Genomic DNA, 20677 nt, shown 5'->3' with positions numbered 1-20677 from the left:
GCTTCATCGGCAGCGGAACACGGTACGTGGGGCTTCGGTTTGGGAACCTATCCTCGGCCCCGTTCGAGGGGCTCGGTGTCCGGGTAGATCTCACGGCCGCCGTTGTAGTCGCGGGCAATGGCAGCCAGTTGTGCGACGAAAGCCTCGGTGACGAACTGCGAGATCGTGTAGCGCCGCCCGGTGACTCGACGCACGATGCGTACCGCGGCGCGGGCGCGCTGGTGCAACTCGGCAGGCACGTTGAGCTTGCTGAGCCTGCCCGCGTCTGCGGCCGGTGCGTGGTGGCCGGCGTCAGGCATTGATGGCCGCGGGACGGAACATGCCGTGGCGCTTCATGTGCGCGATGACGTTCTCGTAGTCCTTGCTGACGTCTTTTGCGCGGTACCCGTACAGCGGGACGGGTCGATAGTTGGTGTAGGCCTCGTCGACGATCGAGCTGCGTCGCACAGCGGGGGTTACCTTGTCCCCGAAGCCTTCGACCAGATACTCCATCTGCTGCTGATAGACCGTTCCGCTGGCCGGTACGGCGCAGGGCACGATGGCCAACAGCGGGATGTCGATCCGGAAGGTCTTCTTGACGATGGCCAGCTCACGAAGCAGCGCCTGAATGCCCTCTGATTCCTTGCCTGCGGGCTTGGTGCAGGTGATGAGGCCCCACGAGCCTTCCGGGCCCTCCTCGTCGACGGAGGTCGCGATCAGCGCTGCGGTGACCAGTGCGCTGTTGGATCCGGGTGAGTCGATCAGCGTGACGTCGACCGGAGTGGCGGCTTCGAGGGCGTCGCGCAGGCGCATCACTCCCCCGACCACGGCGGGCAGCTCGACCATGAGCTTGTCGAGGGTGGATCGGGCGGCCGGCACGATGGTGAGGTTGTCGATAAGCGCGTCGGGGTCGTCACTGAACAGCAGGTCACCGTCTTCGGTGTAGTCGATGATGCGGGCGGGCCGCTCGATGTCGTTGATGGTGGCGTCGAGGCGGAGTACGTCGGCGATGGTGGTGCCCCCGATATCGGGATAGCCCAGCCACGTCGTCGCGTTGGCCTGCGGATCGAGGTCAATGACCCGGACACGCAGGCCGGAGGCGGCGAGTTGGACCGCGGCGGTGACGACGGTAGTGGTCTTTCCGACGCTGCCGGACATGTTGGCGACCGTGTAGGTGGACATCTAGGAGACTCTCCTGTCGCTGGTGATGCGGATGGGCGATGCGGTGTTCATCGTGAGGGTGGATGGGGCGCGTGATGCACCGTGCATCACGCGGGACTGCTGGTGACGGTGATTCACGGTGCATCACGCGGGACTATCGAGGCCGGTGATGCACCGTGCATCACCGGCCGCCGGCCTCGGTCAAGCGGCGGTTCTCCCACTCTGTGGGTTTGTAGCCGACCCGTGCGGTCAGCATTTCGAGGTGCGCGATCGCGTCGTCGTCCCATGCGCCCTTGAGTTCGGCGGTGTGCAGTTCGGCCGACGCGACGGCGACGTGCCAGGCGCGGGTGTTGCGGGCCTTCTCCCCTGTTCCGTCGACGCTGGCGTCCCAGTCATTCAGGAGGGCCCTGACCGCCGAGCTTTGACTGCGGGCGCTTACCCCGGAGAGGCACTGCCGGACGAGGACCTTGAGGAGGTCGGCGTTGCTCGGCGGGTGGTTGATGAGTCCGGCGCAGGCGTCCCTCCGTCGGGCTTGTGCGGTCTTGGCCGCGGCGGCTTCAGCGCTCTTCGCCTCGGCAAGCGCCGCGGCTTGTGCGTCCGCGTCGGCATCATCGTCGGCGGTGTCCTGCTCCCCCGCCGCATCGTCATCATCGGGTTCCTTGGCGGCCGCCGCGGCGCGGTCGCCGGCGGGCGGCGCCGGCTGCGTGTCCCCCATCGCGGTCGCGGTGGACGCGGGCTCTGCGGCTGCCGATTGCGGTGCCGCGCGGCGGTACAGATCGAGCTGCCCGGTGTGGGGGTTGATGACGCCGAATGCATCCACGGGGTCGGTGAGGGCGTCCCGACTGATGCGGTGGTCGTAGAAATTGAGGCCGAGTTCAGCTTCCGGATCGTCAACGATTGCTACGCCCAGGGCCTCGGCCTCACCGCGTGCCACGCGTTCGGCGTTGACGCGTTCGGCGGCGCTCTTTCCGGTCCAGTCCTTCTCGATGACGAAGCGCAGGGCGGCGATCTGCTCGCCGCGACGCAGCTCGGTGTCCTGCTCGGGATCCTTCGTCTTCTGCCAACGACGCGGTGGCCCGTAGGGGAGCAGGTTGGCGAAGTGGGCCGCCTCGGTGACTTTGAGGTCGCCGGCCTCGACCGCGGCCCGGACTTCAGGGGCAAGCAGAAGCAGCGCCAGCCGGCGCGACACGGTGGCCTGGTCGACTCCCAGCCGTTCCGCGATCGCGCGTTGGGACAATCCGATCTCTGAATAACGCGCGAACAAGTCAGCCTCGGCGAGTTCCGAGAGGTCTTCTCGGCCAAGGTTTTCGGTCGCCATCGCGTCGAGGTCACCGTCTTCGGCCATGATCGAGTCATCGACGACTGCGGGAACCGTGTCACGGCCGGCTTCAAGCGCCGCGGCTCGTCGACGGTGCCCATAGACCAGCACGTACTTCGCTTCGGCGGAAATAGATTGCGCAGCAGCAGGTCTGGCTGCGGCGAAGGAGTCGCGGGGGACGACGAGCACGGGGAGGCGAACGCCGTTCGTACGGACACCGTTGAGCAGCTCCTCCCATTTCGCATCGCCGGGCTGTGGCTGAGATCGAGCTTCGTCGTTGAAGGGGTGCGGTGCGATCTCAGACACCGCGAGGTTAACGACGCGATGCGCCTCATCAGCGGCCACAACGGCCATCCCGCCAATCAGTCCGGTGCTCTCGGGCGCGGGCTCGACGGCGGTGGCGGGGGAGAGATTCGCTTCGGCGTCCGCATCGCCGCCGGCGAGCTTGGCGAATCGGTTGGCTGTCTTGCGCTTGCCAGCGGCCTTGGCCGGGCGGCGGGCCGACCGGGTGAATGTGTCGGTCACGAGTGTGACTCCTTCCTGATTACCGGTATAAGAGTATTTGTTGTCCCTGACGCCGCCAAGGGATAGCACGGCGTGTCGACCGACCAAACGTGATGCACGGTGCATCACCGCCTAGAGACCTGTCAATGCTGCCGTCACAGTGACGAAATGCGCCGCTGTGACGGGATTGGGCGGCGCCAAGTCGATGGGGGAGGGGAGGGATTGCCTGGACCGCCGTTACAGCCAGTCTCTCACCGCCGACGGACATCGGCCACAGATCACTCTCTCCAACGACCCACGTGTGCTGACCGGTCGTGCATCTTCCCTCAAACACACACTTATGCCCACCGCGCAGACCAGCGCGTACTTGGCTCCTGCGGAAATATGTTGCGCAACAGCAGGTTCGGATGCAGTAAGGACGTCTGGGCGTACGACGAGCACGGGAAGGCAGATGCTGTGGGCGCGGACATCTAGAAGTTCCTCACAGTTCGCGTCGCCGGGCTGTGGCTGACATCGGGCGTCGCCGTTGACGCGGTACGCGCAATCTCGGTCACGGCGAGGTTGACGACCCGATGCCGGCCTCATCAGCGGCCACAACGGCCATCTCGCCGATCAGTCCGCTGTTCTCGGGCGCGGTCCGACGGCCGTAGCGGGGGAGAGATTCCCTTCGGCGTTCGCATCGCCGCCGGCGAGCTTGGCGAATCGGTTGGCTGTCTTGCGCTTGCCCGGCGGCCTTGGCCGGGCGGCGCGTGAACCCGGTGGGATGTGTCGGTCACGACTGGTGGCTCACCCCTGATACCGGTATAAGAGTAATAATTGACCCTGATGCTGCCGAGGGATTGCGTTGCGTGTCGGCTGATAAAGCGGTGATGCACGGTGCATCACCGCTTTGAAGACCCTGCTGACTGCCGTCAAGGACGAAAAACGCCGCTACTGTCATGTGTGGGGCGGCGCCAGGCCCGGTGGGGGAGGGGAGGGGTCGATCTGTCCCGCCTTGGAAGGCAGTCTCTCACCGTCGACGGACACCGACCACAGATCGCAATCACTGACGATCCGCTACCGACACCCAGACAGGCGCATCGTCGTCGCTTACTCACGTATGTCGTTCACGCATATGCGCGTATGCGTCGCATATGCGCTGACGTGTCCGATATGCACTCGGCACAAATTGGTGCGCGATGCCCCTATCAGTTCAGGGCAGACTGATAGCTGGCTGATGCGGCGCGTAGCGCTATCGACCGTATCGGCTAGCGGGGTAAGCAATCTATTTGCCGTGTCCTACTTGTGTGCTCTACTGCGAGCGCGCGGGCAAAGACCCAGCAAGAAAGGGGTGAGTCACGATGGCCACGACGGAATCGGAGAGCGTCGGCGGCGCCCTTGTCCAGGAACTGTCCATGAAGATGTTGGACCAGGACGAGAAAACAGCCACCACGATCCGCCTCAAACGCTCCACCCTGAAACGGCTCAAGGTCCAGGAAAAGCGGTGGAATACCTCAATGTCACTGATCACCGAGCGTGCACTGGAGCCCGTGCTCGACGAGTTGGAGAAGGCCGCCCCACCCGTCAAGGGCGGTGACGTCGATGACTAGTTACGACGCAGTGGAGGTCACCGCGCACCAGGCCTGGTTCCTTGCCGACCATCTCGGCGCCGGGACCTATCCGTGGAAGCTCGCAATCACCGCCCCCTACGTCGACCCCGGCGAGCGCGAACCGTTCAACGAACGGTGCCTGACGGAGCTGACCGAGATCGGTGTCATCGACGAACAGGGCCGTGTGAAACCCTCAGTGGCCGAATCAATTCGGACGATCTGCCAGGCCACCCAATGGCTGGAATGGTTCACGATGATCGACCCGGATCAGATCCTGCGCGGCGTCCTCGCTCGCATCTCGGGACCCGAAGTAGTCGTCGCTTTGCGATACGCACAGATGATCACGTTCACCCCGCTGCAGCTCACCCACAGCGAAGCCATCGTCCCCATCATCAGCGCGGGCCTGCCCCAGGATCAGCCACCGGCCCGGTTTGCCGAGTTCGAGTTGCGGATGGACGTCGGTAAGCAGATCGACGAACGCATCGGCCGTGGCGCCGACATCATCGAGACCTTGACCGATCTCGGCGTTCCTGAGCGTGACGCGGAGGTGATGGAACTCGCCCGCACGGGCGAGCGGATCACTGTCGAGCTGACCGCACACGACGCCATCAACGGTGCCCGGCACCAGACCGACGTCTGTGTCAACCTCATCAGCACCGAGGTGGGACTGATCCTGGTAAGCCCGCCGGCGGGGGAGCCGCGAGAAGGCGGCAGCTCGATCTTCGCACCTGCCGAGCCATTCGCCATCTCGATGGCGGTGCGTGACCTCACTGACCGATTGCCCTCGGGCACTTGGTTTCCCAGTGAGAACTACGACATCTGACAATCGAACTGAAACGGAAATCGAAGCACGATGAGCACACCATCTGACTTTTTCTCTTCAGACAACGAGCCCGATGAGGGCGCCGAGGAGACCACCGCCGTGGTGCAGAAGTTTGAGGGCGAGCCCCGCCCGGGCGCTCCCACGCCCACCGACACTGGGGCGCATCGGCAGGCGGCGCCTGTGGCACCACCGCCGCCGCCGTGGGGCGCTTCTGTGCCGGGCTCCGCACCGCAGTCCGGCGGCGGACCCCATGCCCGCTCCGCGCCGCAGGGCTCGCCGGCACCTACGGGAGAGGAGCCGCGGCCAGCGGCACCGACGTCGCTGACTCCCTCCGGGTCATCGCAGAAACCGGCGGGGCCAACACAATCGCCGTCGGGGCCCCCTCAGTCGCCGTCGGGGCCGGTGCAGTCGCTGGGCCAGCACCCCGTTCCGCCACGCCACCAGCAGCCGCCCGCGGCCGCGACGCCTGGGACGCCGCGGGGCTGGCAGGGTCGTCGGCCCGACGAGCCTGACATCACCGAGCAGACCACCATCATGTCGGCCGACGTGATCGCCGCTGCCCGCGAGCAGGCGGCCCACGATCCCGGAGTGGGCGACTTCTTCGGGCCTCCGTCGGGACCGAACAGGGCTGTCCAGCGGGGGGAGTGGCCGCCGCAGCCGGACTCCCGCGGCCCTCAGTCGGGTCCTCAGCCATTGTTCGACGGCGCTATCGGCGTGGGAGGGGAGCCGTTCATCGGCGGATCGGGATACGCCGGCGGAGATGACCCCGACCACTTCGTCGCCGAGCGGCGACGCGTCGGCTCCGGCTGGCGTAAAGCCGTGGCAGTCATGACGTTCGGGCTCATCAAGCCCGGCCCGAGCGCCAAGCAGCAGCTCGCCGAGGAACAGATCCGCCGGATCCGTGCTTCCCTCACAGACGTCTACGTTGTGGCCTTCGTCAACAGCAAGGGTGGGGTGGGCAAGACCACGATGGCTGTTTCGGCGGGCAACGCGATCGCCCGCGAGCGCGGCGACCGAGTGATCGTCGTCGACGTCGACACCGACCTGGGCAACCTGTCTGCCCGCTTCCACGAGAACGGCGGCCCCAAAGCCAACATTGAGGCGCTGTCTGCACTGCAGAGCGCCGGGAGCTACCAGAACGTACGGGTGTTCACTGTGCAGAACGACGACCGGCTGGAAATGCTGTCCTCCCAGAATGATCCGCGCTCGTCCTACCGACTCAACATCCAGGACTTCGAGTCGGCGATGCGGATCCTGCGGGCGCACTACAACGTGATCTTGCTCGACTGCGGTACCTCGATCACCTCGAATCTGTTCCCGGCGATCGCCAAGCAGGTCGACTGCCTGGTAGTGGTTTCGTCCAACGACGCCCCTGGCCTCAACGGAGCGTGGCGCACCTTGTCCTGGTTGCAGGCCCACGGCTTCAGCCGCCTGCTGCCGCGCACCGTCATCACCCTGAACGCCAACAGTGGCGACAAGCCGGCGGTCGACATGAAAGAGGTCGAGGCGAAGTTCCGCGAGCAGGTCCAGGAGGTCGTCAATATCCCCTACGACAAGCACCTTCACGAAGGTGGGTTCATCGACTTCCCGAAGATGGCCAAGAAAACGCAGAAGGCGGTGATGGAACTGGCCGGCTCGATCGCCCAGTACTACCCGGCCCGCCAATCACGTCAACGTCCTGAGGAACTGGGGAGCTTCTGACAATGGATCCTGCCGCTGCTACCGGGCAAGTCCGCGTCGCGATCATCGGAGACGGCGCGGCGGCCGACCTGGCCCTGCCAACCACACTTGCGATCCGCGAGCTGATTCCGCGGATCCGCGCAACGCTGGCCTCCGGGCGTGACGACGACCCGATCACACCGCCCAACGCCGCTGACGGCACGCGCCCCTATTCGCTTGCACCGCTTGGAGGTACACCGTTCAGCCTGGACGCCACCCTGGAAACGCTGTCCATTGACGACGGGGAGCAGCTGATCCTGTGCAAGCTGCCGCCGGGCCCGGCCGCGCCGCCGGTCGTCGAGGATATCGCCGACGCCTCAGCGATTCACTCCGCCCGCCAGTTCCAGCCGTTCACGCATCAGATGCTGCCCGCCATCGCTCAGGTGGTCGTCTTGGTCCTTGGGGCACTGGTGTGCGCGCTGGCCATCGACGGGTGGCGCCGCGGCTTCCAATGGTGGGCCGCTGGGACTCTGGGCGCGCTGGCGATCATCTTCATGGTGGCCACCGTCCTGCTGCGCCGACGCGGCGCGGTCGCGGCCGCCGGGCGCATGGGGGTGGCCGCCACCGTCCCGCTGGGCTTGGCTCTGGCCGCGTCTCTGCCTGGCGATGGCGCGGCTCCGCGGGTGTTCCTGGCTGCCGCGGGCCTGGTGGCCTGGTCACTGCTACTGCTGGCGATCACCAGCACCTGGGTAGCGACGTACACCGCGATCATCGCCGTGAGCGTCACCGTGGCGATCGCTGCGGGCGTCCGCATGTTCGCCCATCTGCCCTACCTGTCTTTGGGGTGCGGCGTGCTGGCGATCTCGCTGCTCATCGCACTCAACGCACCGACCGCCTCGGCGGTGTGGGCGCGGTTCCCGCTGCCCAATGTGCCCGCCCCCGGCGAGCCCACGCCTGCACCGTCATCGCTGGCCGAGATCGAAGACCTGCCACGCAAGACCGCCACCAGCGCGTCCTACCAGAGCGGGCTGATCTCGGCGTCGGTCCTGCTGGCCGTCCTCGGGTCGGTGCTGGTGTTGTGGCTACCCGACGCGCCGCCGCTGCTCGCGTGGTGGCTGGTCATCGCGACCATCACCGTGACGGTGATGCGCATGCGGATCTGGGATTCCGCGATTCCCGCATTATGGTTCCTCGCAACACCTTTCATGACCGCTCTGGCTTTGACCATCGCATTCACCGCGACCGGGCATCTGCTGGCGGGGATCTACGCCGCCGCGGCTGTCGCCGGGTTGACGGTGCTGCTGCTCATCGCGTCTCAACTCAAACCGCGCGTCCTGACCATCCCGCAACGTCGATACCTGGACCTGTTTGAGAACACTTTGCTGATCACGATCCTGCCGGCGATGTTGTGGCTGGTCGGTCTGGTCAGTCTGATCCGCAACCGGGGAGCTATCTGATGATCCGACAGTTCACGTCGGTGGCCGCGGCCGTGGCGCTGCTGGTGCTGTGCTCACCACCTCCGCCGGCGCTGGCGCTCACCATTCCTGAAGTCGACCCGGCCGCACTCCCGCCGGACGGCCCGCCCGGGCCGGCCCAGGAGATGCGTCAGAACTCCGACAAGTGCGCGTTCAACGGCGCCCTGCCCGGCTTCGACCCCGCGGCGGTACCGCCGAGTCAGGCGATGCTGAATCTTCCCGAGGCGTGGAAAACCTCGCGGGGCAGGGGAGTTGCGGTGGCCGTCATCGACTCCGGAGTGACTCCGCAACCGCGCCTACCCAATCTCCATCCCGGTGGGGACTACATCGACCCCTCGGCCAACGGCCTGGTCGACTGCGACGGCCACGGCACCGCGGTTGCCGGCATCATCGCCGCCCAGCCTGGCCCGGACGGCTTCTCCGGCGTAGCACCTGAAGCGTCGGTCGTGTCCATCCGGCAGAGTTCGGCCCAGTGGTCGCCGAAGATGCCCTCCGGGGAAGACCCTCAGAGGGCCAAGACAGCCGGCGACGTCGCCACCTTGGCGCGCGCGATCCGCCACGCCGCAGACATCCCGTTCGTGCGGGTCATCAACATCTCCTTGATCGACTGCATCGCTCAGTACAAGGAGGTCGACCAGGCAGCGCTGGGCGCCGCGATCCGCTACGCGGCGATCGATAAGGACATCGTGGTGGTCGCCGCGGCCGGGAATACGGGCGAGAACAACTGCGAAAGCAACCCTCTCACAGACCCGAATAACCCTGAGGATCCGCGAAATTGGGGTGGGGCCACCACTATCTCCACGCCGTCGTACTGGCAGCCCTACGTCCTATCGGTGGCTTCGTTGACCCCCGAGGGGCAGCCTTCTGGTTTCACGATGGCCGGTCCGTGGGTGGGGGTCGCCGCGCCCGGTGAGCAGATCGTCTCGTTGGGCAACGCCCCCAACTCCGGACTGGTCAACGGCCAACCGTCCAACAAGGAACCGTTGGTGCCGATCAACGGAACCAGCTTTGCCGCGGCCTATGTCTCCGGAATCGCCGCACTGGTGCGCTCGGAGTTCCCCGACCTGACCTCGCGCCAGGTGGTCAACCGGATCGTCGCCTCGGCGCACAACGCGGCCCGCGCACCGTCAAATCTGGTCGGCGCCGGCGTCATCGACCCAGTGGCGGCCCTGACCTGGGACATCCCTGAAGGGGAGACGGTCCCGGCCAACATGCCGGTCGTGCGGGTGGATCCCCCTCCACCACCGCCCCCGGACAACCGGTTGCCCCGCATGATTGCGCTCGGCGCCGGCATCCTGGCTGTCGCAGTCGCCGTCATCGCCGTCACCATGATTGGAATGCGCCGTGGCAACAACGGTTGACCGCCGTCGGCGGCTACACCTGGCTCCGGCCGTCCCGAGTTGGCGCCGGGTGACCGTCCTGGTGTCACTGCTGCTGCTGGGGTGGGCGGCGCTGCTGCCTGCAGGCCAGCGGCCGCAGTGGTGGCATTACGCCATCGGTGTCGTACTGATTCTGGCGTTCCTCGGTTCCTGGCACGGCCAGCACGTTTCCACGACGCTGCGCCGCTGGGCGCCGCTGTCGGTGTACAACCGCCGCCAGCGCACGCGACGCGTGCAGCCCGGCCGCCGCGGCGCCGCGCAGAACTCCGACGGTCCCGCCTTGCCGGAGCCTCGATCGAACACACTTGAGGCGCGCATCGTGATCCATCTGCGGCCGCACCCGCACACGATCACTACTCCGGGCGACAGCACCGACCAGCTGCCATGGCAATTCGTGACGAGCTGGCTTCACCGCTACGGCGTACGCGCTGACGTCCTGACGGTCGCGGCGGTCACGCGCACCCCGCCCGCGAGCGGTCTGCGCACTGACTCGGCCCCGCTGTTGACCGGCCTGACTCCTCAGCACCGGGATACCTGGCTGACGTACACGCTGCGCGCCGAAAGCAACGTCTCCGCGCTTACTGCACGACGGACCACGATGGGCAGCTCAGCTGCGGACGCGGAAAGCACTGGCCCCCAGCGGGCGGCGCTGGCCGACACGGTGGCCCGTCGCTTGATCGCCGAGCTGCGCGAGCGGGGATGGCTGGCGACTCTCTCAGATGACGACGGCCACAAGCTGCCTGAGTTCGTGCCCGCGTCCGCCGCGGTCCGCCGCGAACACTGGACGGGCACCGAACACACCGACGGGTTCCGGGCGGTCTACGCGGTCGATCCGGGTCGCCTCGTCGAGGTCCTGCAGACGTTGCCGACCGTGGCGACCAAGGCCACCTGGGTCGTCCTCACCGTGCGCACCCCGCCGCTGCAGCCCGCCTCGATCGAGGCGTGCGTGGGCATGGTCACCAGCGCCAAGCCGGCCCGAAACCCTTTGCCGGGTCTGGAGGGATTCCATGGCCTGCACCGCAAAGCCGCGCCGGCGCTGGCGGTGACCGGGTTCGAGCACGAAGACTTCGACCTGCCTACCTCCGGGGTGGCCTGGGATGCGCTCACGCAGTTGTCGTGGCCCACGGCCGCGGCCGGGATACCGATCGGCTTCAATCGCCGCCGCGAGCCGGTGTACCTGGGTCTGGCGTCACCGGAGCCGGTACGCATCACCGTGACGGGCACAGGACAGTTTCACCTGGGCATCGTGTCCCGGCTGGCGCTGTCTGGACTACCGGTGGCGGTGTACACCGCGGATCCGCGCTCGTGGGCGACGCTGGTCAACCACGGAGCGCCGCAACAGTTCGCGATCCGACCGCCGACACCGGTGCCCGGTTCGATCGTGGTCACCGATGGCAGCATCGACGCACCGTCGGGGCCGATCACGGTGACGCTGCGCCGTCCGCAATCCGCGCAGGCCCCGTCGACGACGATCGTCATCACCCAGGACGGCGCTCGCGCGAACTTGTTCCATCTGACGACCGCTCACGGCCGTCAGCTTCTCAGCACTCGACTCGTCGACCAGGCGCCGCCGAGGGGCTGAATCTGGCTGCTGCGCGCTGCGTTGACGGCTACGCGGCCATCGCAAGAACGAATGTGGGGCGGTCACCGGATCCGGTGACCGCCCCACATTTGTGGTGCTTGTTCAGTCGCTCAGCCCCACTTGGCGCCCTGGTGGGCGTCGCGGCCCATCATCTGGTTGGTGTTGTCGTCGTAGGCGGTCGCCATACCGCGCAGACCGGTGATGGTCTCCTGCAGCGCGGCGTTCCACTGCGCGATCCACTGGTTGACGGTCATACCGGTCGGCCCCTGCCAGGCCGCACCGAGCGCGGCCTGCTCGGCTTCGACGTTGCCGCCGAGCGCGTCGAGGGAGGTGGCCTGGGTCTGCATCTGCCCGACCACTTCCTTCATGCCGGGGTAGTTGTACAGGATCTGCGACATATCGAATGTTCCTTTCGGAGAGGAGGTTTAGTTGGGTGGTCGGCGTTTAGGCGCGGATGGAGATGTCGCCGCCGTCGGAGATCGGCACCGACTGCAAGTTGGAGGCGTTCATCCCGTCGGTGCTCTGGTAGTCCGTGCCGGCCTCGCCGACGTTGACGCCGGCCATCTGCAGCAGGCCCTGCAGCTTGGTGGAGCCGTTGACGAATCGTGCGTGAGACTGCTGGAAGGCCAGGTTGGCCTCGCCCTGGTTCATGGCCTGGGCGTAGGCAGCGGTGCCTTCGGCCTGGTGCAGCACGTTGACGAAGCTGACCGTGGCGTCCTGCACGGCGGCCGAGGAGGACGCCAGCTGAGCGGTGTTCGCGTCGAGGAAGTTCGACATAAGGATTGCTCCCTTTCGTGTGAGTTGTGTGCGTTGCTGTGTCGTGTGTCAGTTGGGCTGAGTTGATCCCGCAGAGAAGGGTGATGTCTGTCAGCGGGTCATCGCGTAAGCCCCCCATCGCTGTCGGCGTCGGCGGCGTCGTCGCCGTCAGCGTCTTCGGAGTAGGTGGTGACTTGTTGAGATCCCTTGCTGCGGCGGTTATTTGCGCCTGATCCCATCATGCCGCTGCCGCCAGCACCTGTGCCGCCGGCACCTGCGCCCGGCAGACCGGTGGCCACCGGGGAGACCTTGGCCGCATTGGACATGTCCGCGCTCGCAGTCGGTGCCGATCCCCACGTCGACGGCATCATCGGGCGCGCCGGACCGCTGCCGAGCGCACCGCCGGCGAGGCTGGTCATGCCGGCAGGATTGAAACCCTGGATGGCGCCGGTGCCGGCGAAGCCGACAGCGGGCATCGCATTCTGGCCGAGTTCGCTGCCGAAGCCGCCCGCGAACTGGCTGAGCATGCTGCTGAGCTGCTGGGGTGCGGACGCCAGCATCTGCGGTGCCTGCGTGAGCATTTGGGCTGGGCCTTGGATCGCCGACGTCGCCGCCTGGGGTGCGCTGGAGGCGATGGAGGTGAATTGCTGCAACATGCTGGTGCCCATGTTCTCGGGCCTGAGCTGCTGGCTGGCTTGGTCGGCGGCGGTTTGGGATTGTTCGGTGGGTGTCGCCCCGGCGGCCTGCTGGATCTCCTCGGTCACCGACAGCGGTGCGGTTGCGGCCTTGCCCGCGATGAGCTTGTCCGACATCGCGTGGCCCGCGGTCAGCGATGCGCCGGTGGCGGTCGCGGTCGCCTGGGTGAAGAACCCCGCGGCGGTGGCCGCGATGCTGCCAGTCTCTCCGACGCCGGGAATCAGCGTCATGGGCGCGGGCAGGGTCTCGGGAACACTGGCGACAGCGGCACCGGTGGAGAAGTCGTATGTGGTCTGCACGTCGGCGGCCTGGTTCCACATCCGAATGTAGTCGGCCTCGTTCATGCCGATCGGGATCGTGTTGACGCCGAAGAAGTTGGTTGAGACCAGGACCCCGTGCACCACATGGTTGTTGATCAGTTCCACCATGGTGGGCATCAGTGCCACCGCAGTTTCGTATGAGACTGCGATTTCACCGTGCGCCACAGCCGCCAGGGTCGCCTTGATGACGACCTGCTGCATCCACATCAGCATCGGTTGGTGTGCGGCGATGAACTTCTCGGCCGACGGCCCCTGGTAGGTGGCTTGCACCGAGGCCAGGATCGCCTCCAACTCGGCGATCCCGGAAACGTACTCCGCGGCGACATGGGACCAGGAGGTGCCCGCGGCGGTGATCCCCGCTGCGGTGCCCCCCGTGTTGAGCAGTGTCGAGTTCACTTCCGGCGGGGCCGCGTGATAGATCGGCGTGGGCGGTAGTGCAGGCATGTGGAGTCCCCCCGAGGGTTTGGTTAAACCCCGACGCCGCCGGCAGCGGTGAGGGCCGCGACGCCCTGGTACTCGCCGCTGGCGTAGCTGGTGCTGGATTCGCCAAGACCGTAGGAGGTGGCCGCGGTGTGGAAGTTGCCCATGGCCACCATCGCGTCGTGCGCGAGGCCGCCGGCCTGCAGGCTGGCAGCTGTCTTGACCGACGCCACATCGGAGCCGGGAGGCAGGATCATGCCGTTGGCGACCATGTGGGAGGTGTTGACGGCGATCAGCCGAGCTGTCAGCGCGGCGACCTGTCCGGATGCCGCGCCAAGCGCTTCGGGAGTTACGTCAAGTTGCATGGGATTGCGTCCCCTCTTTCGCTGTGACCTTTTTTCCATTATCGGGCTCTTCATGATTGAGGGTGTAGAACGGTCAGCTGCTGTCGGCCTGTGATTGGGGTGTCTGGTTGGCTGGGTGTGTGCCGGAGGAGAAGCGGAAGAGTAAGAGGAAGAGCGCGGTGTCCGGGGGTGGTGTGGACCTGTCGATGCTGCAACAGCTGATGGCCGATGCTGGCCGGGATTTGTTCGCGGGAGTGTTCGATGAACCGACACCCGAGGTGGGAGCTGTGCCGGAGCGTGTGCGGGGTTTCCGGGTGCGGGTCGACCTGATGTACGCCAAGCCGCCGATCTGGCGTCGTCTGGTCCTGCCGGGTGACCTCGTGCTCGATGAGCTGCATGACGTGCTGCAGGTTGCGATGGGCTGGCAGGACGGTCATCTGCATAAGTTCGGTGTCGGGGCGGACCGGCGTACCCGTGCCTACTTCGTCACCAGATTTGATCTCAGCGAAGGCGACGACGGTCTCGTCGAGGACGGTGTGCGCCTGGATCAGGTGGTCTCCGGTAAGGGCGACCGGTTGTTCTATGACTACGACTTCGGCGACGGATGGGAGCACGTGCTGGTGGTCGAAGACGTTCTCGATGATCCACCTTCGGCTCCGGTGTGCCTGGCGGGCAAGATGGCCTGCCCGCCGGAGGATTGTGGTGGCTTGGGCGGCTATGAGGAATTGGCTGCGTGGGTTCGTGGCGGGTACGACCCGCGGGCAACACCGATGGGGCTGGGTGCGCAGGAGATGCGCGACTGGCTGCCCCGAGGCTGGCACCCCGATCGTTTCTCGGTGACCGAGACCAATGACGCTCTGGCCGCGTCGAATATGCGTTGAGGACTCTTCACTGCCGAGGTGCAAGGAGCTGAGTTCGGAAGCCTCCGGTCTCGAGCAGTGACCGGGCGATGTAGTTGGTGAGGTTGCGGAAGCCCAGCGCGGATCCGCGCAGGTGTTCGAGGCGGCCGTTGATCGCTTCGGTGGGCCCGTTGGAGGTGCCGGGGCGGTCGAAGTAGGCCAGCACGTCGGCGGCACGCTTCTTCAGGGTCCGTCCCAGGGTGATCAGTTCGGTCAGCGGCTTGGGAACGCCGGTGCTCAGCGTGGTGATCAGCGCCGCCATCATCGTGCGGCCTTTCGTGCGGTCGGGTTCACGATACGCGGCCACGGTGCGCTGATACATCTGCCAGGTGGCCTCGACTTCTGCGTGGGCGTCGGCGGCGAACAAGGCGGCCAGCCGGGTGCGCTGGCGGTCGGTGAGCAGATCGGCACCGGTGTGCAGGGTGCGTCGGCAGGTGTAGAGCGGGTCGGACTTGCGGCCGCGGTGCCCACATGTCGCCAGCTGCACCCGGCGGCGGCACTCATCGAGGGCGTTGCCAGCCAGGCGCACCACGTGGAAAGGGTCCATCACCGTCGCCGCCTCGGGCAGTTCCTCGGCGGTAGCGGTCTTGAACCCGGAGAAGCCATCCATAGCAACAACGTCCACGCCGTCACGCCAGTCCTGCGGCCGCTCGGCCAACCAGTCCTGAAACGCCTTTTTTGAGCGACCCTCGACCATGTCGAGCAGCCGAGCCGGACCGGTCCCGTCACGCACAGGGGTGAGATCGATGATGACGGTGACGTACCTGTCACCGCGACGGGTGTGCCGCCAGACGTGCTCATCGACGCCGATCACCGCCACGCCGTCGAAACGGGCCGGATCGGCGATCAGCACCCGTCGGCCTTCTGCCAGCACCGCGTTGTTGGCGGTGTTCCACGACACCGCGAGCGCTTCGGCGATGCGAGCCACGGATAGATGCTGGCAGACAATGGCTTCCAGCGCCCACCGCAGAGCACGCCGCGACAGCTTGGCACGTGGTTCGGCCATCCTGGTGGTGTCTTGTCGCCACACGTGGGCGCAGCCGGCGCACCGGTAGCGACGGATGGTCACCAGCAGTGTGGTGGGGCGCCACCCGAACGGCTCATGGGCCAGAGTACGGGTGAGGCTGTCGCGTGGGATGCCTTCTTCGCCGCAGCGACGACACCACCGGTCCTCGTCGGTCACCCGGCACGCCAGCACAGCACGGCCGGGCTCAAGGCGTTGTCCGGTCACCTGCAGCCCAAGTTCGTCGAGGCGGCAGAAAGTCGTCAGGTCAGCGCAGGCGAAGCCCGCCCGACCGGTAGCGTCAGGCACGTCGAGGTCTTTCGGATGAGGAGTGTAGGAACCCTCATTTTCGAGAGACCTCGACCTCTATCCCGGCAACGACGCGCCAACCACCTCTACACCCTCATCTGTGAAGAGCCCATTATCGCCGTGGTTCCGGCAGGGCAATGACGGCAATTTCGCAGGTGCTTCTCTGAAAAATTACGGTACTGCCAGCAAATGACACGCGCCACTAAACCCAACACGTCCCTGGGGGGTGGCAACACCCTCCACGTGGACTTTTAACAGGGCCGTAACACTCAGTTGGGGGGTGCAGCCAACTGCACGTAGCCGGCGTTGTCCTGACTGCCGCCCACTACTTGACCTCGACCAGGTGGCAGCCCGACCTCGAATTTGACGCCACCCACCTTGTCGCGGTCCGACCGTGCACCCAGCAGGATCCGAGTGGATGGCTGCGTCGAAAGGTGGTGCGGAATACCGTTGGTCTGCACTTCGGCGGCCATGAGTTCGGCGGCCCGGTGGGTCACGATGACCCTCAGGCCGCGGTCGGCAGCATTGGGCAGATGCCGCAGCAGCGGTTCCCAGGTGGCCACGGTCATGCCCATCCCCGGCGCGGCCGGCGCCCCGGCGGTGACCTGCTGGTGCAACTGCTGACGCAGCGGTACCGCGTCGAGGTCATCGACGATGAGATAGATCTTCGGCCCCTCGTACGTCCACGCGCGCCGCTGCTCCCAGCCCGATGATGACGGCGGCTGACGCTTGTCGAGGATCGTCGCGATCTGGTCGACACGACGCGCCATCACGTTGAAGTCCGTTTCGTAGAAGTCGGCCGGATTCTCGTCATCGGGACGCGGCTCTACCAACATGCGCGTCGCCTCACCCAGCCGACGCTTGGGGTCGAACAGGACGATGATCGCCTCATTGGGCGACTGCCGGCCCGCGGTGATGCTCGCGATGGTGTTGAGGATGAAGCTCGACTTGCCGTGATGGTCGTCGCCGAAGACAGCCAGCAGGGGATCGGTCGCGAAATCGACCACCATCGGTTGCAGATCGCGGCCGCGCACGCCAAGGGCGTGACGTTCCCCACCGAGGTCGCGCGAGCTGGGCAGCGAGCGCGCTTCGACGCGGGTGGGCAGCAGCCGCGGCCCCGGTGCCCGCCGGTGGCCGGCGAACCGCTCGGTGATGGCCTGGACCGTCTCGCGCACCTTGGTATCGAGGTCGTCCATTGTCGCTTGGCCGTCGGTGCGGCCGACGGCGAAGCGGATGACATCGCCGGTGGAGGTGATACCGCGACCGGGCTGGTCAGCTGGGATGCGGTCCTGCGGGCGGATCATCTTGTCTTCGATGCGGGCGCGCACCTGCGAGTTGGCGGCGTTGGCCAGCTTCAGCTCGTAGCGGGCGTTGATCTGGTTCTGAATGACGTTGCCCAGCTTGATCCAGTCCGAGGCGGTGATGACCACGTGCACGCCATGGCCGCCGCTGATCAACGTCTCGATGTTCTTTACCTGCGGGTTCTTCGGATTGAGGATCGAGGTGTTGTCGTCGATGAAGTTCTCCCAGCCGTCCACGATCACGAACAAGTCAGTGGGGAACCCGTCGTCGAGAGCGCGATCTCCGGCTTGCCGCTTACGTCGCCATTCGTCGACCGAGAGGATGTTGTGCTGCTGGAAGAGGCGCCGCCGGCGCATCAGGACCGCTTCTAGGTCGCCCAGCAGCCGCAGATTGACCTCGCGCCGGCCTTCACCGCCGATAGCGCCCACATGGGGCAGATCGCGCAGCACACCCAGAGCCGGACCGCCGTAACTCATCAGGTAGAAGCCGACCTCGGTCGGGGAGTACCTGCTTGCGGCTGACAGGACGAAGGTCTGCACCACCGACGACGCCTCGTCTTTACGCATGCCCAGCACCGACACGTTGCCCTCGTCGAGGCTGTAGCGCAGCAGACCGTGGCTGAGTTGGCGCGGCCGGTCGATCTCGCCCAGCGGCCACCACGGCGCGGCCCCGGGGCGCTGCGGGGCTCCCTGGGCCTGGGTGAGGATGCTGTCGAGCGGGATCGGGTCGTCCAGCGGCGGCGACCACAGCTGGGGGACCTTCTTGCCGTAGGCGGCAGTCAGCTGCGGACCGACGGTCAGCACCAGCGACCGTGGCGGGCCTTCGAGTACGGACTCTGCGGCGATCTCCTCTTCAATCACGGTGTCAGCGTCGGGTTCGACCCGGCCGGCGGTGAACAGTCGGGCACGAGGGCTGGCGCTGATCACCCGGCGGTTGACCGTGGTGGGCGGCTCGTAGCGGCTGGGCAGCATGAAACCGCGATACTTCACCGGCTCCGCACCGGGGGCTCGCACGAAATATCCTGTGCCCTTTACGGTTTTTCCATCGGCGATGTGGTAGGCGTCGGCGTTGCCGATGACGCGGCGTGAGATCGACTCCGAAGCCACCTTCAGGCCGATGCGGTACTGGGTGTTGTCAGGGATCCGCTTGATCACGCCTTCGTCGAGGGTCTGGCTGGCGAACAGGAAGAACACGCCCTGTGAGCGACCCTTACGGGTCACGGTGTCGAAGACATCGGCCATCTCCGGGTGATCCTTGAGCAGCAGTGAGAATTCGTCGACCACCACGAACATGAACGGGACAGGCGGCAGATGCGCCCCGGCCGGGGTGGCCCGGGCTTCGTTGTACTCGATCAGCGACTGGAACGCTGCGCCCTTGATCTGATTGCCCGCCTCGTGGAAGATCCGGCCACGCAGATCGAGCAGACCCAGCAGTGTGTCCCCGAAACGATCAACCAGGGAACGCTTTTCCTCCATGTTGGTGATCACCGCGACCGTGTGGGGATAGTCGGCGAACGCGTCGAAGCCGGCCCCGTCCTTGAAGTCGGTCAAGATGGCCTGCACGACGTCGGGGGAATGCTGAATGAACAGTCCCTCGACGAGGGTGGCCAGCGTCGTCGACTTGCCCGATCCGGTCATGCCGATCATCAGTCCATGCGGTCCGTTGCCGCCGTCGGCTTCGTCTTTGAGGTCGACGATCAGCGGAGCACCACTGGGTTGCAGTCCGATCGGCACTCGCAGCAGCGGCTCCAGGTTTACCGGCTCGCCGGTGCCCACCGGCAGCATCCGCGGCTTCCACAACGCGTGCACATCCAGATTGGCCGCGTTGGTTACCCCCAGCAGCGACAACATGTTCTGCGCTGCAGCCGATTCCGCGTCCTGGCGACCGATTGGGGCGCTGTCCCACTTGGACAGTTGGCGGGCCAGGTGGGCGATCACCGGCTCGCCGAGGCTGTCGGGTTCGGCGCAGAACAGCTGCCACCGGAAGTTGTGCCAGTGCTGCATCCGTAGCGGCGCATCGTCGGCGTTGCCGTCACGGTCAACTCGCAGCAGCAGTTCGCGAGGATGCGCGGCGTAGTCGGGGTCGGGTCCCTCCCCGTGGCGCAGCGCGATCACGGTGACACCATCGCGAGAAGCGATGCGCCGCACCGCCGACGAGGGTGCGTCGGCGTCCGCAATGACGACCACCACGTGCTTGTTGGATTTGCTGACTGCCGCGGCGTCGAAGTTTCCCTTATCGTCGACGACCTTGGCGCGTTCCTTGAGTAGTGGCTCCAGCATCGCTTCGACGTCACTGAGCGATGCGCTCAGGAACCGTGCCGGTCCGGCGCCGTCGATGTCCTGGCTCTCGGTGTGAGGAATCCACTTGGCCCAGGCCCAGCGCGACTCCAGGTGCGGTGAGACGATCGCCAGCGCGGTGTCATTGGGGGTGTGCCAGCACACCAGCTGCGCCACCCACGCCCGCACGGCAGCCTCAAACACGCCACGCTCGCCGTAGATACCGATCATGCCTAGTCCTGCGAAGTTGATCGCCTTGGGGCAGTGTGGAATCGACTGCTGCACCGCCCGCAGGTGCTGCAGAGCGGTCTTGGTCACCGGTTCGAGATCCAGCTCGGACTCGACCGGCTTGACCTTGACCTTCGCGGCCAACTTCACCTCATCGCGGCCGACCCGGATGTGGAGGTAGTCAGGGTCGCTCGCGCCGCGTTCCCACATCCGCGGCCCGTCGAGCACCGCTTCGAGCACGTCTGGATCCGGGTGCGACCACTCGGCGCCGGCCTTCTGCGCGTCGGCCGCCTCCCGGATCTGCTCGGCCATACCCGACAGGTAGCGCAGGTACTCGGCGCGCTCGGAGTTGACCTCGGCTTTGCTCATCTCCGAGTTGCCGCTCTGGCCCTGCATCGAGGAGAACAGCGCGATGCCCATCATCGCCATGAAGAACAGGTACATGGGGTTCATCTGGCGGAACCCCATGATGAACATCATTGCGACCATGCCGACGATGACGACGCCGAACACCCACGGCAACGCCTTCTTCCACGCGCTGACCTCAATGGTGCGAGGCAGCTCCGGTGGCGGCTCGAAGAGGAAGTTGTCCTTCGGTGCGGGCTTAGGGCCGCTGACGCGCCGCCGCTGAGGGAATCTCGCTCGCATTTCCGGC

At 66.2% G+C, this 20677-nt stretch carries 16 protein-coding genes; 7 read left to right on the top strand and 9 right to left on the bottom strand.

Features of this window, described 5'->3' with window-relative positions:
* Positions 1-47: 47 nt before the first annotated feature.
* From A7U43_RS28415 to A7U43_RS28405, 3 genes are all read right to left on the bottom strand, one after another.
* On the bottom strand, positions 48-299 hold the full coding sequence (locus A7U43_RS28415; protein ID WP_082902507.1) for a 50S ribosomal protein L7ae: 252 nt from the start codon (positions 297-299) through the stop codon (positions 48-50).
* Positions 292-1161: a ParA family protein gene (locus A7U43_RS28410; RefSeq protein WP_068004213.1), complete on the bottom strand. Its 870-nt coding sequence runs from the start codon at positions 1159-1161 to the stop codon at positions 292-294. Before A7U43_RS28410 ends, A7U43_RS28415 begins: the two co-directional genes overlap by 8 nt.
* Before the next feature lie 160 nt (positions 1162-1321).
* On the bottom strand, positions 1322-2983 hold the full coding sequence (locus A7U43_RS28405) for a ParB/RepB/Spo0J family partition protein (RefSeq protein WP_068004211.1): 1662 nt from the start codon (positions 2981-2983) through the stop codon (positions 1322-1324).
* Positions 2984-4302: 1319 nt separating this feature from the next.
* On the opposite strand from A7U43_RS28405, the gene A7U43_RS28400 reads away from it, so the two are divergent.
* The 6 genes from A7U43_RS28400 to A7U43_RS28375 all read left to right on the top strand — a co-directional run bounded on the left by A7U43_RS28400 (position 4303) and on the right by A7U43_RS28375 (position 11469).
* Complete coding sequence (locus tag A7U43_RS28400; RefSeq protein ID WP_068004204.1) at positions 4303-4551, top strand: hypothetical protein; 249 nt, start codon at positions 4303-4305, stop codon at positions 4549-4551.
* Positions 4544-5374 carry an ESX secretion-associated protein EspG gene (locus tag A7U43_RS28395; protein ID WP_068004202.1) on the top strand — a complete coding sequence of 277 codons (831 nt, stop codon included), beginning with the start codon at positions 4544-4546 and terminating at the stop codon, positions 5372-5374. Before A7U43_RS28400 ends, A7U43_RS28395 begins: the two co-directional genes overlap by 8 nt.
* 402 nt (positions 5375-5776) lie before the next feature.
* Positions 5777-7075 carry a MinD/ParA family ATP-binding protein gene (locus A7U43_RS28390; RefSeq protein WP_231963816.1) on the top strand — a complete coding sequence of 433 codons (1299 nt, stop codon included), beginning with the start codon at positions 5777-5779 and terminating at the stop codon, positions 7073-7075.
* Between the two features lie 2 nt (positions 7076-7077).
* The gene (eccD, locus tag A7U43_RS28385; RefSeq protein WP_068004201.1) at positions 7078-8490 is read left to right on the top strand and encodes a type VII secretion integral membrane protein EccD; all 1413 of its coding nucleotides are present in this window, start codon (positions 7078-7080) and stop codon (positions 8488-8490) included.
* Positions 8490-9869 (top strand): type VII secretion-associated serine protease mycosin, encoded by a 1380-nt coding sequence (gene mycP, locus A7U43_RS28380; protein WP_068004189.1) that lies wholly within the window; start codon positions 8490-8492, stop codon positions 9867-9869. Before eccD ends, mycP begins: the two co-directional genes overlap by 1 nt.
* The gene (locus A7U43_RS28375) at positions 9853-11469 is read left to right on the top strand and encodes a hypothetical protein (protein ID WP_231963814.1); all 1617 of its coding nucleotides are present in this window, start codon (positions 9853-9855) and stop codon (positions 11467-11469) included. The genes mycP and A7U43_RS28375 overlap by 17 nt, the downstream gene beginning before the upstream one ends.
* A 110-nt stretch (positions 11470-11579) precedes the next feature.
* On the opposite strand, the gene A7U43_RS28370 is transcribed toward A7U43_RS28375, so the two are convergent.
* From A7U43_RS28370 to A7U43_RS28355, 4 genes are all read right to left on the bottom strand, one after another.
* Positions 11580-11867: a WXG100 family type VII secretion target gene (locus A7U43_RS28370; protein ID WP_068004187.1), complete on the bottom strand. Its 288-nt coding sequence runs from the start codon at positions 11865-11867 to the stop codon at positions 11580-11582.
* 46 nt (positions 11868-11913) lie between these two features.
* Positions 11914-12246, bottom strand: a complete 333-nt coding sequence (locus A7U43_RS28365) for a WXG100 family type VII secretion target (RefSeq protein ID WP_068004185.1) — start codon at positions 12244-12246, stop codon at positions 11914-11916.
* Between the two features lie 98 nt (positions 12247-12344).
* Positions 12345-13685 (bottom strand): PPE family protein, encoded by a 1341-nt coding sequence (locus tag A7U43_RS28360; protein WP_068004182.1) that lies wholly within the window; start codon positions 13683-13685, stop codon positions 12345-12347.
* Between the two features lie 23 nt (positions 13686-13708).
* On the bottom strand, positions 13709-14026 hold the full coding sequence (locus A7U43_RS28355) for a PE domain-containing protein (RefSeq protein WP_068004180.1): 318 nt from the start codon (positions 14024-14026) through the stop codon (positions 13709-13711).
* Between the two features lie 158 nt (positions 14027-14184).
* Between A7U43_RS28355 and A7U43_RS28350 the strand changes: the two genes are divergently transcribed.
* Entirely contained in the window at positions 14185-14886 is a 702-nt protein-coding gene (locus tag A7U43_RS28350) for a plasmid pRiA4b ORF-3 family protein (protein ID WP_052543539.1), read from the top strand.
* A 7-nt stretch (positions 14887-14893) separates the two neighbouring features.
* On the opposite strand, the gene A7U43_RS28345 is transcribed toward A7U43_RS28350, so the two are convergent.
* On the bottom strand, positions 14894-16216 hold the full coding sequence (locus tag A7U43_RS28345; RefSeq protein WP_052545499.1) for an ISL3 family transposase: 1323 nt from the start codon (positions 16214-16216) through the stop codon (positions 14894-14896).
* 269 nt (positions 16217-16485) lie between these two features.
* A complete protein-coding gene (gene eccCa / locus A7U43_RS28340) occupies positions 16486-20670 on the bottom strand; it encodes a type VII secretion protein EccCa (protein ID WP_068004178.1) in 4185 nt (1394 codons plus the stop codon).
* Between the last annotated feature and the right edge of the window lie 7 nt (positions 20671-20677).

This window comes from Mycobacterium adipatum (assembly GCF_001644575.1).
GTDB classification, from domain to species: Bacteria; Actinomycetota; Actinomycetes; order Mycobacteriales; family Mycobacteriaceae; genus Mycobacterium; species Mycobacterium adipatum.
This window is presented reverse-complemented; position numbering and strand designations above follow the sequence as displayed.

Coding starts and splice junctions, on each gene's coding strand:
- A7U43_RS28410 (WP_068004213.1), bottom strand. CDS start 1,161: ATGTCCACCTACACGGTCGCCAACATGTCCGGCAGCGTCGGAAAGACC.
- A7U43_RS28400 (WP_068004204.1), top strand. CDS start 4,303: ATGGCCACGACGGAATCGGAGAGCGTCGGCGGCGCCCTTGTCCAGGAA.
- A7U43_RS28415 (WP_082902507.1), bottom strand. CDS start 299: ATGCCTGACGCCGGCCACCACGCACCGGCCGCAGACGCGGGCAGGCTC.
- A7U43_RS28355 (WP_068004180.1), bottom strand. CDS start 14,026: ATGCAACTTGACGTAACTCCCGAAGCGCTTGGCGCGGCATCCGGACAG.
- A7U43_RS28365 (WP_068004185.1), bottom strand. CDS start 12,246: ATGTCGAACTTCCTCGACGCGAACACCGCTCAGCTGGCGTCCTCCTCG.
- eccD (WP_068004201.1), top strand. CDS start 7,078: ATGGATCCTGCCGCTGCTACCGGGCAAGTCCGCGTCGCGATCATCGGA.
- mycP (WP_068004189.1), top strand. CDS start 8,490: ATGATCCGACAGTTCACGTCGGTGGCCGCGGCCGTGGCGCTGCTGGTG.
- eccCa (WP_068004178.1), bottom strand. CDS start 20,670: ATGCGAGCGAGATTCCCTCAGCGGCGGCGCGTCAGCGGCCCTAAGCCC.
- A7U43_RS28360 (WP_068004182.1), bottom strand. CDS start 13,685: ATGCCTGCACTACCGCCCACGCCGATCTATCACGCGGCCCCGCCGGAA.
- A7U43_RS28395 (WP_068004202.1), top strand. CDS start 4,544: ATGACTAGTTACGACGCAGTGGAGGTCACCGCGCACCAGGCCTGGTTC.
- A7U43_RS28370 (WP_068004187.1), bottom strand. CDS start 11,867: ATGTCGCAGATCCTGTACAACTACCCCGGCATGAAGGAAGTGGTCGGG.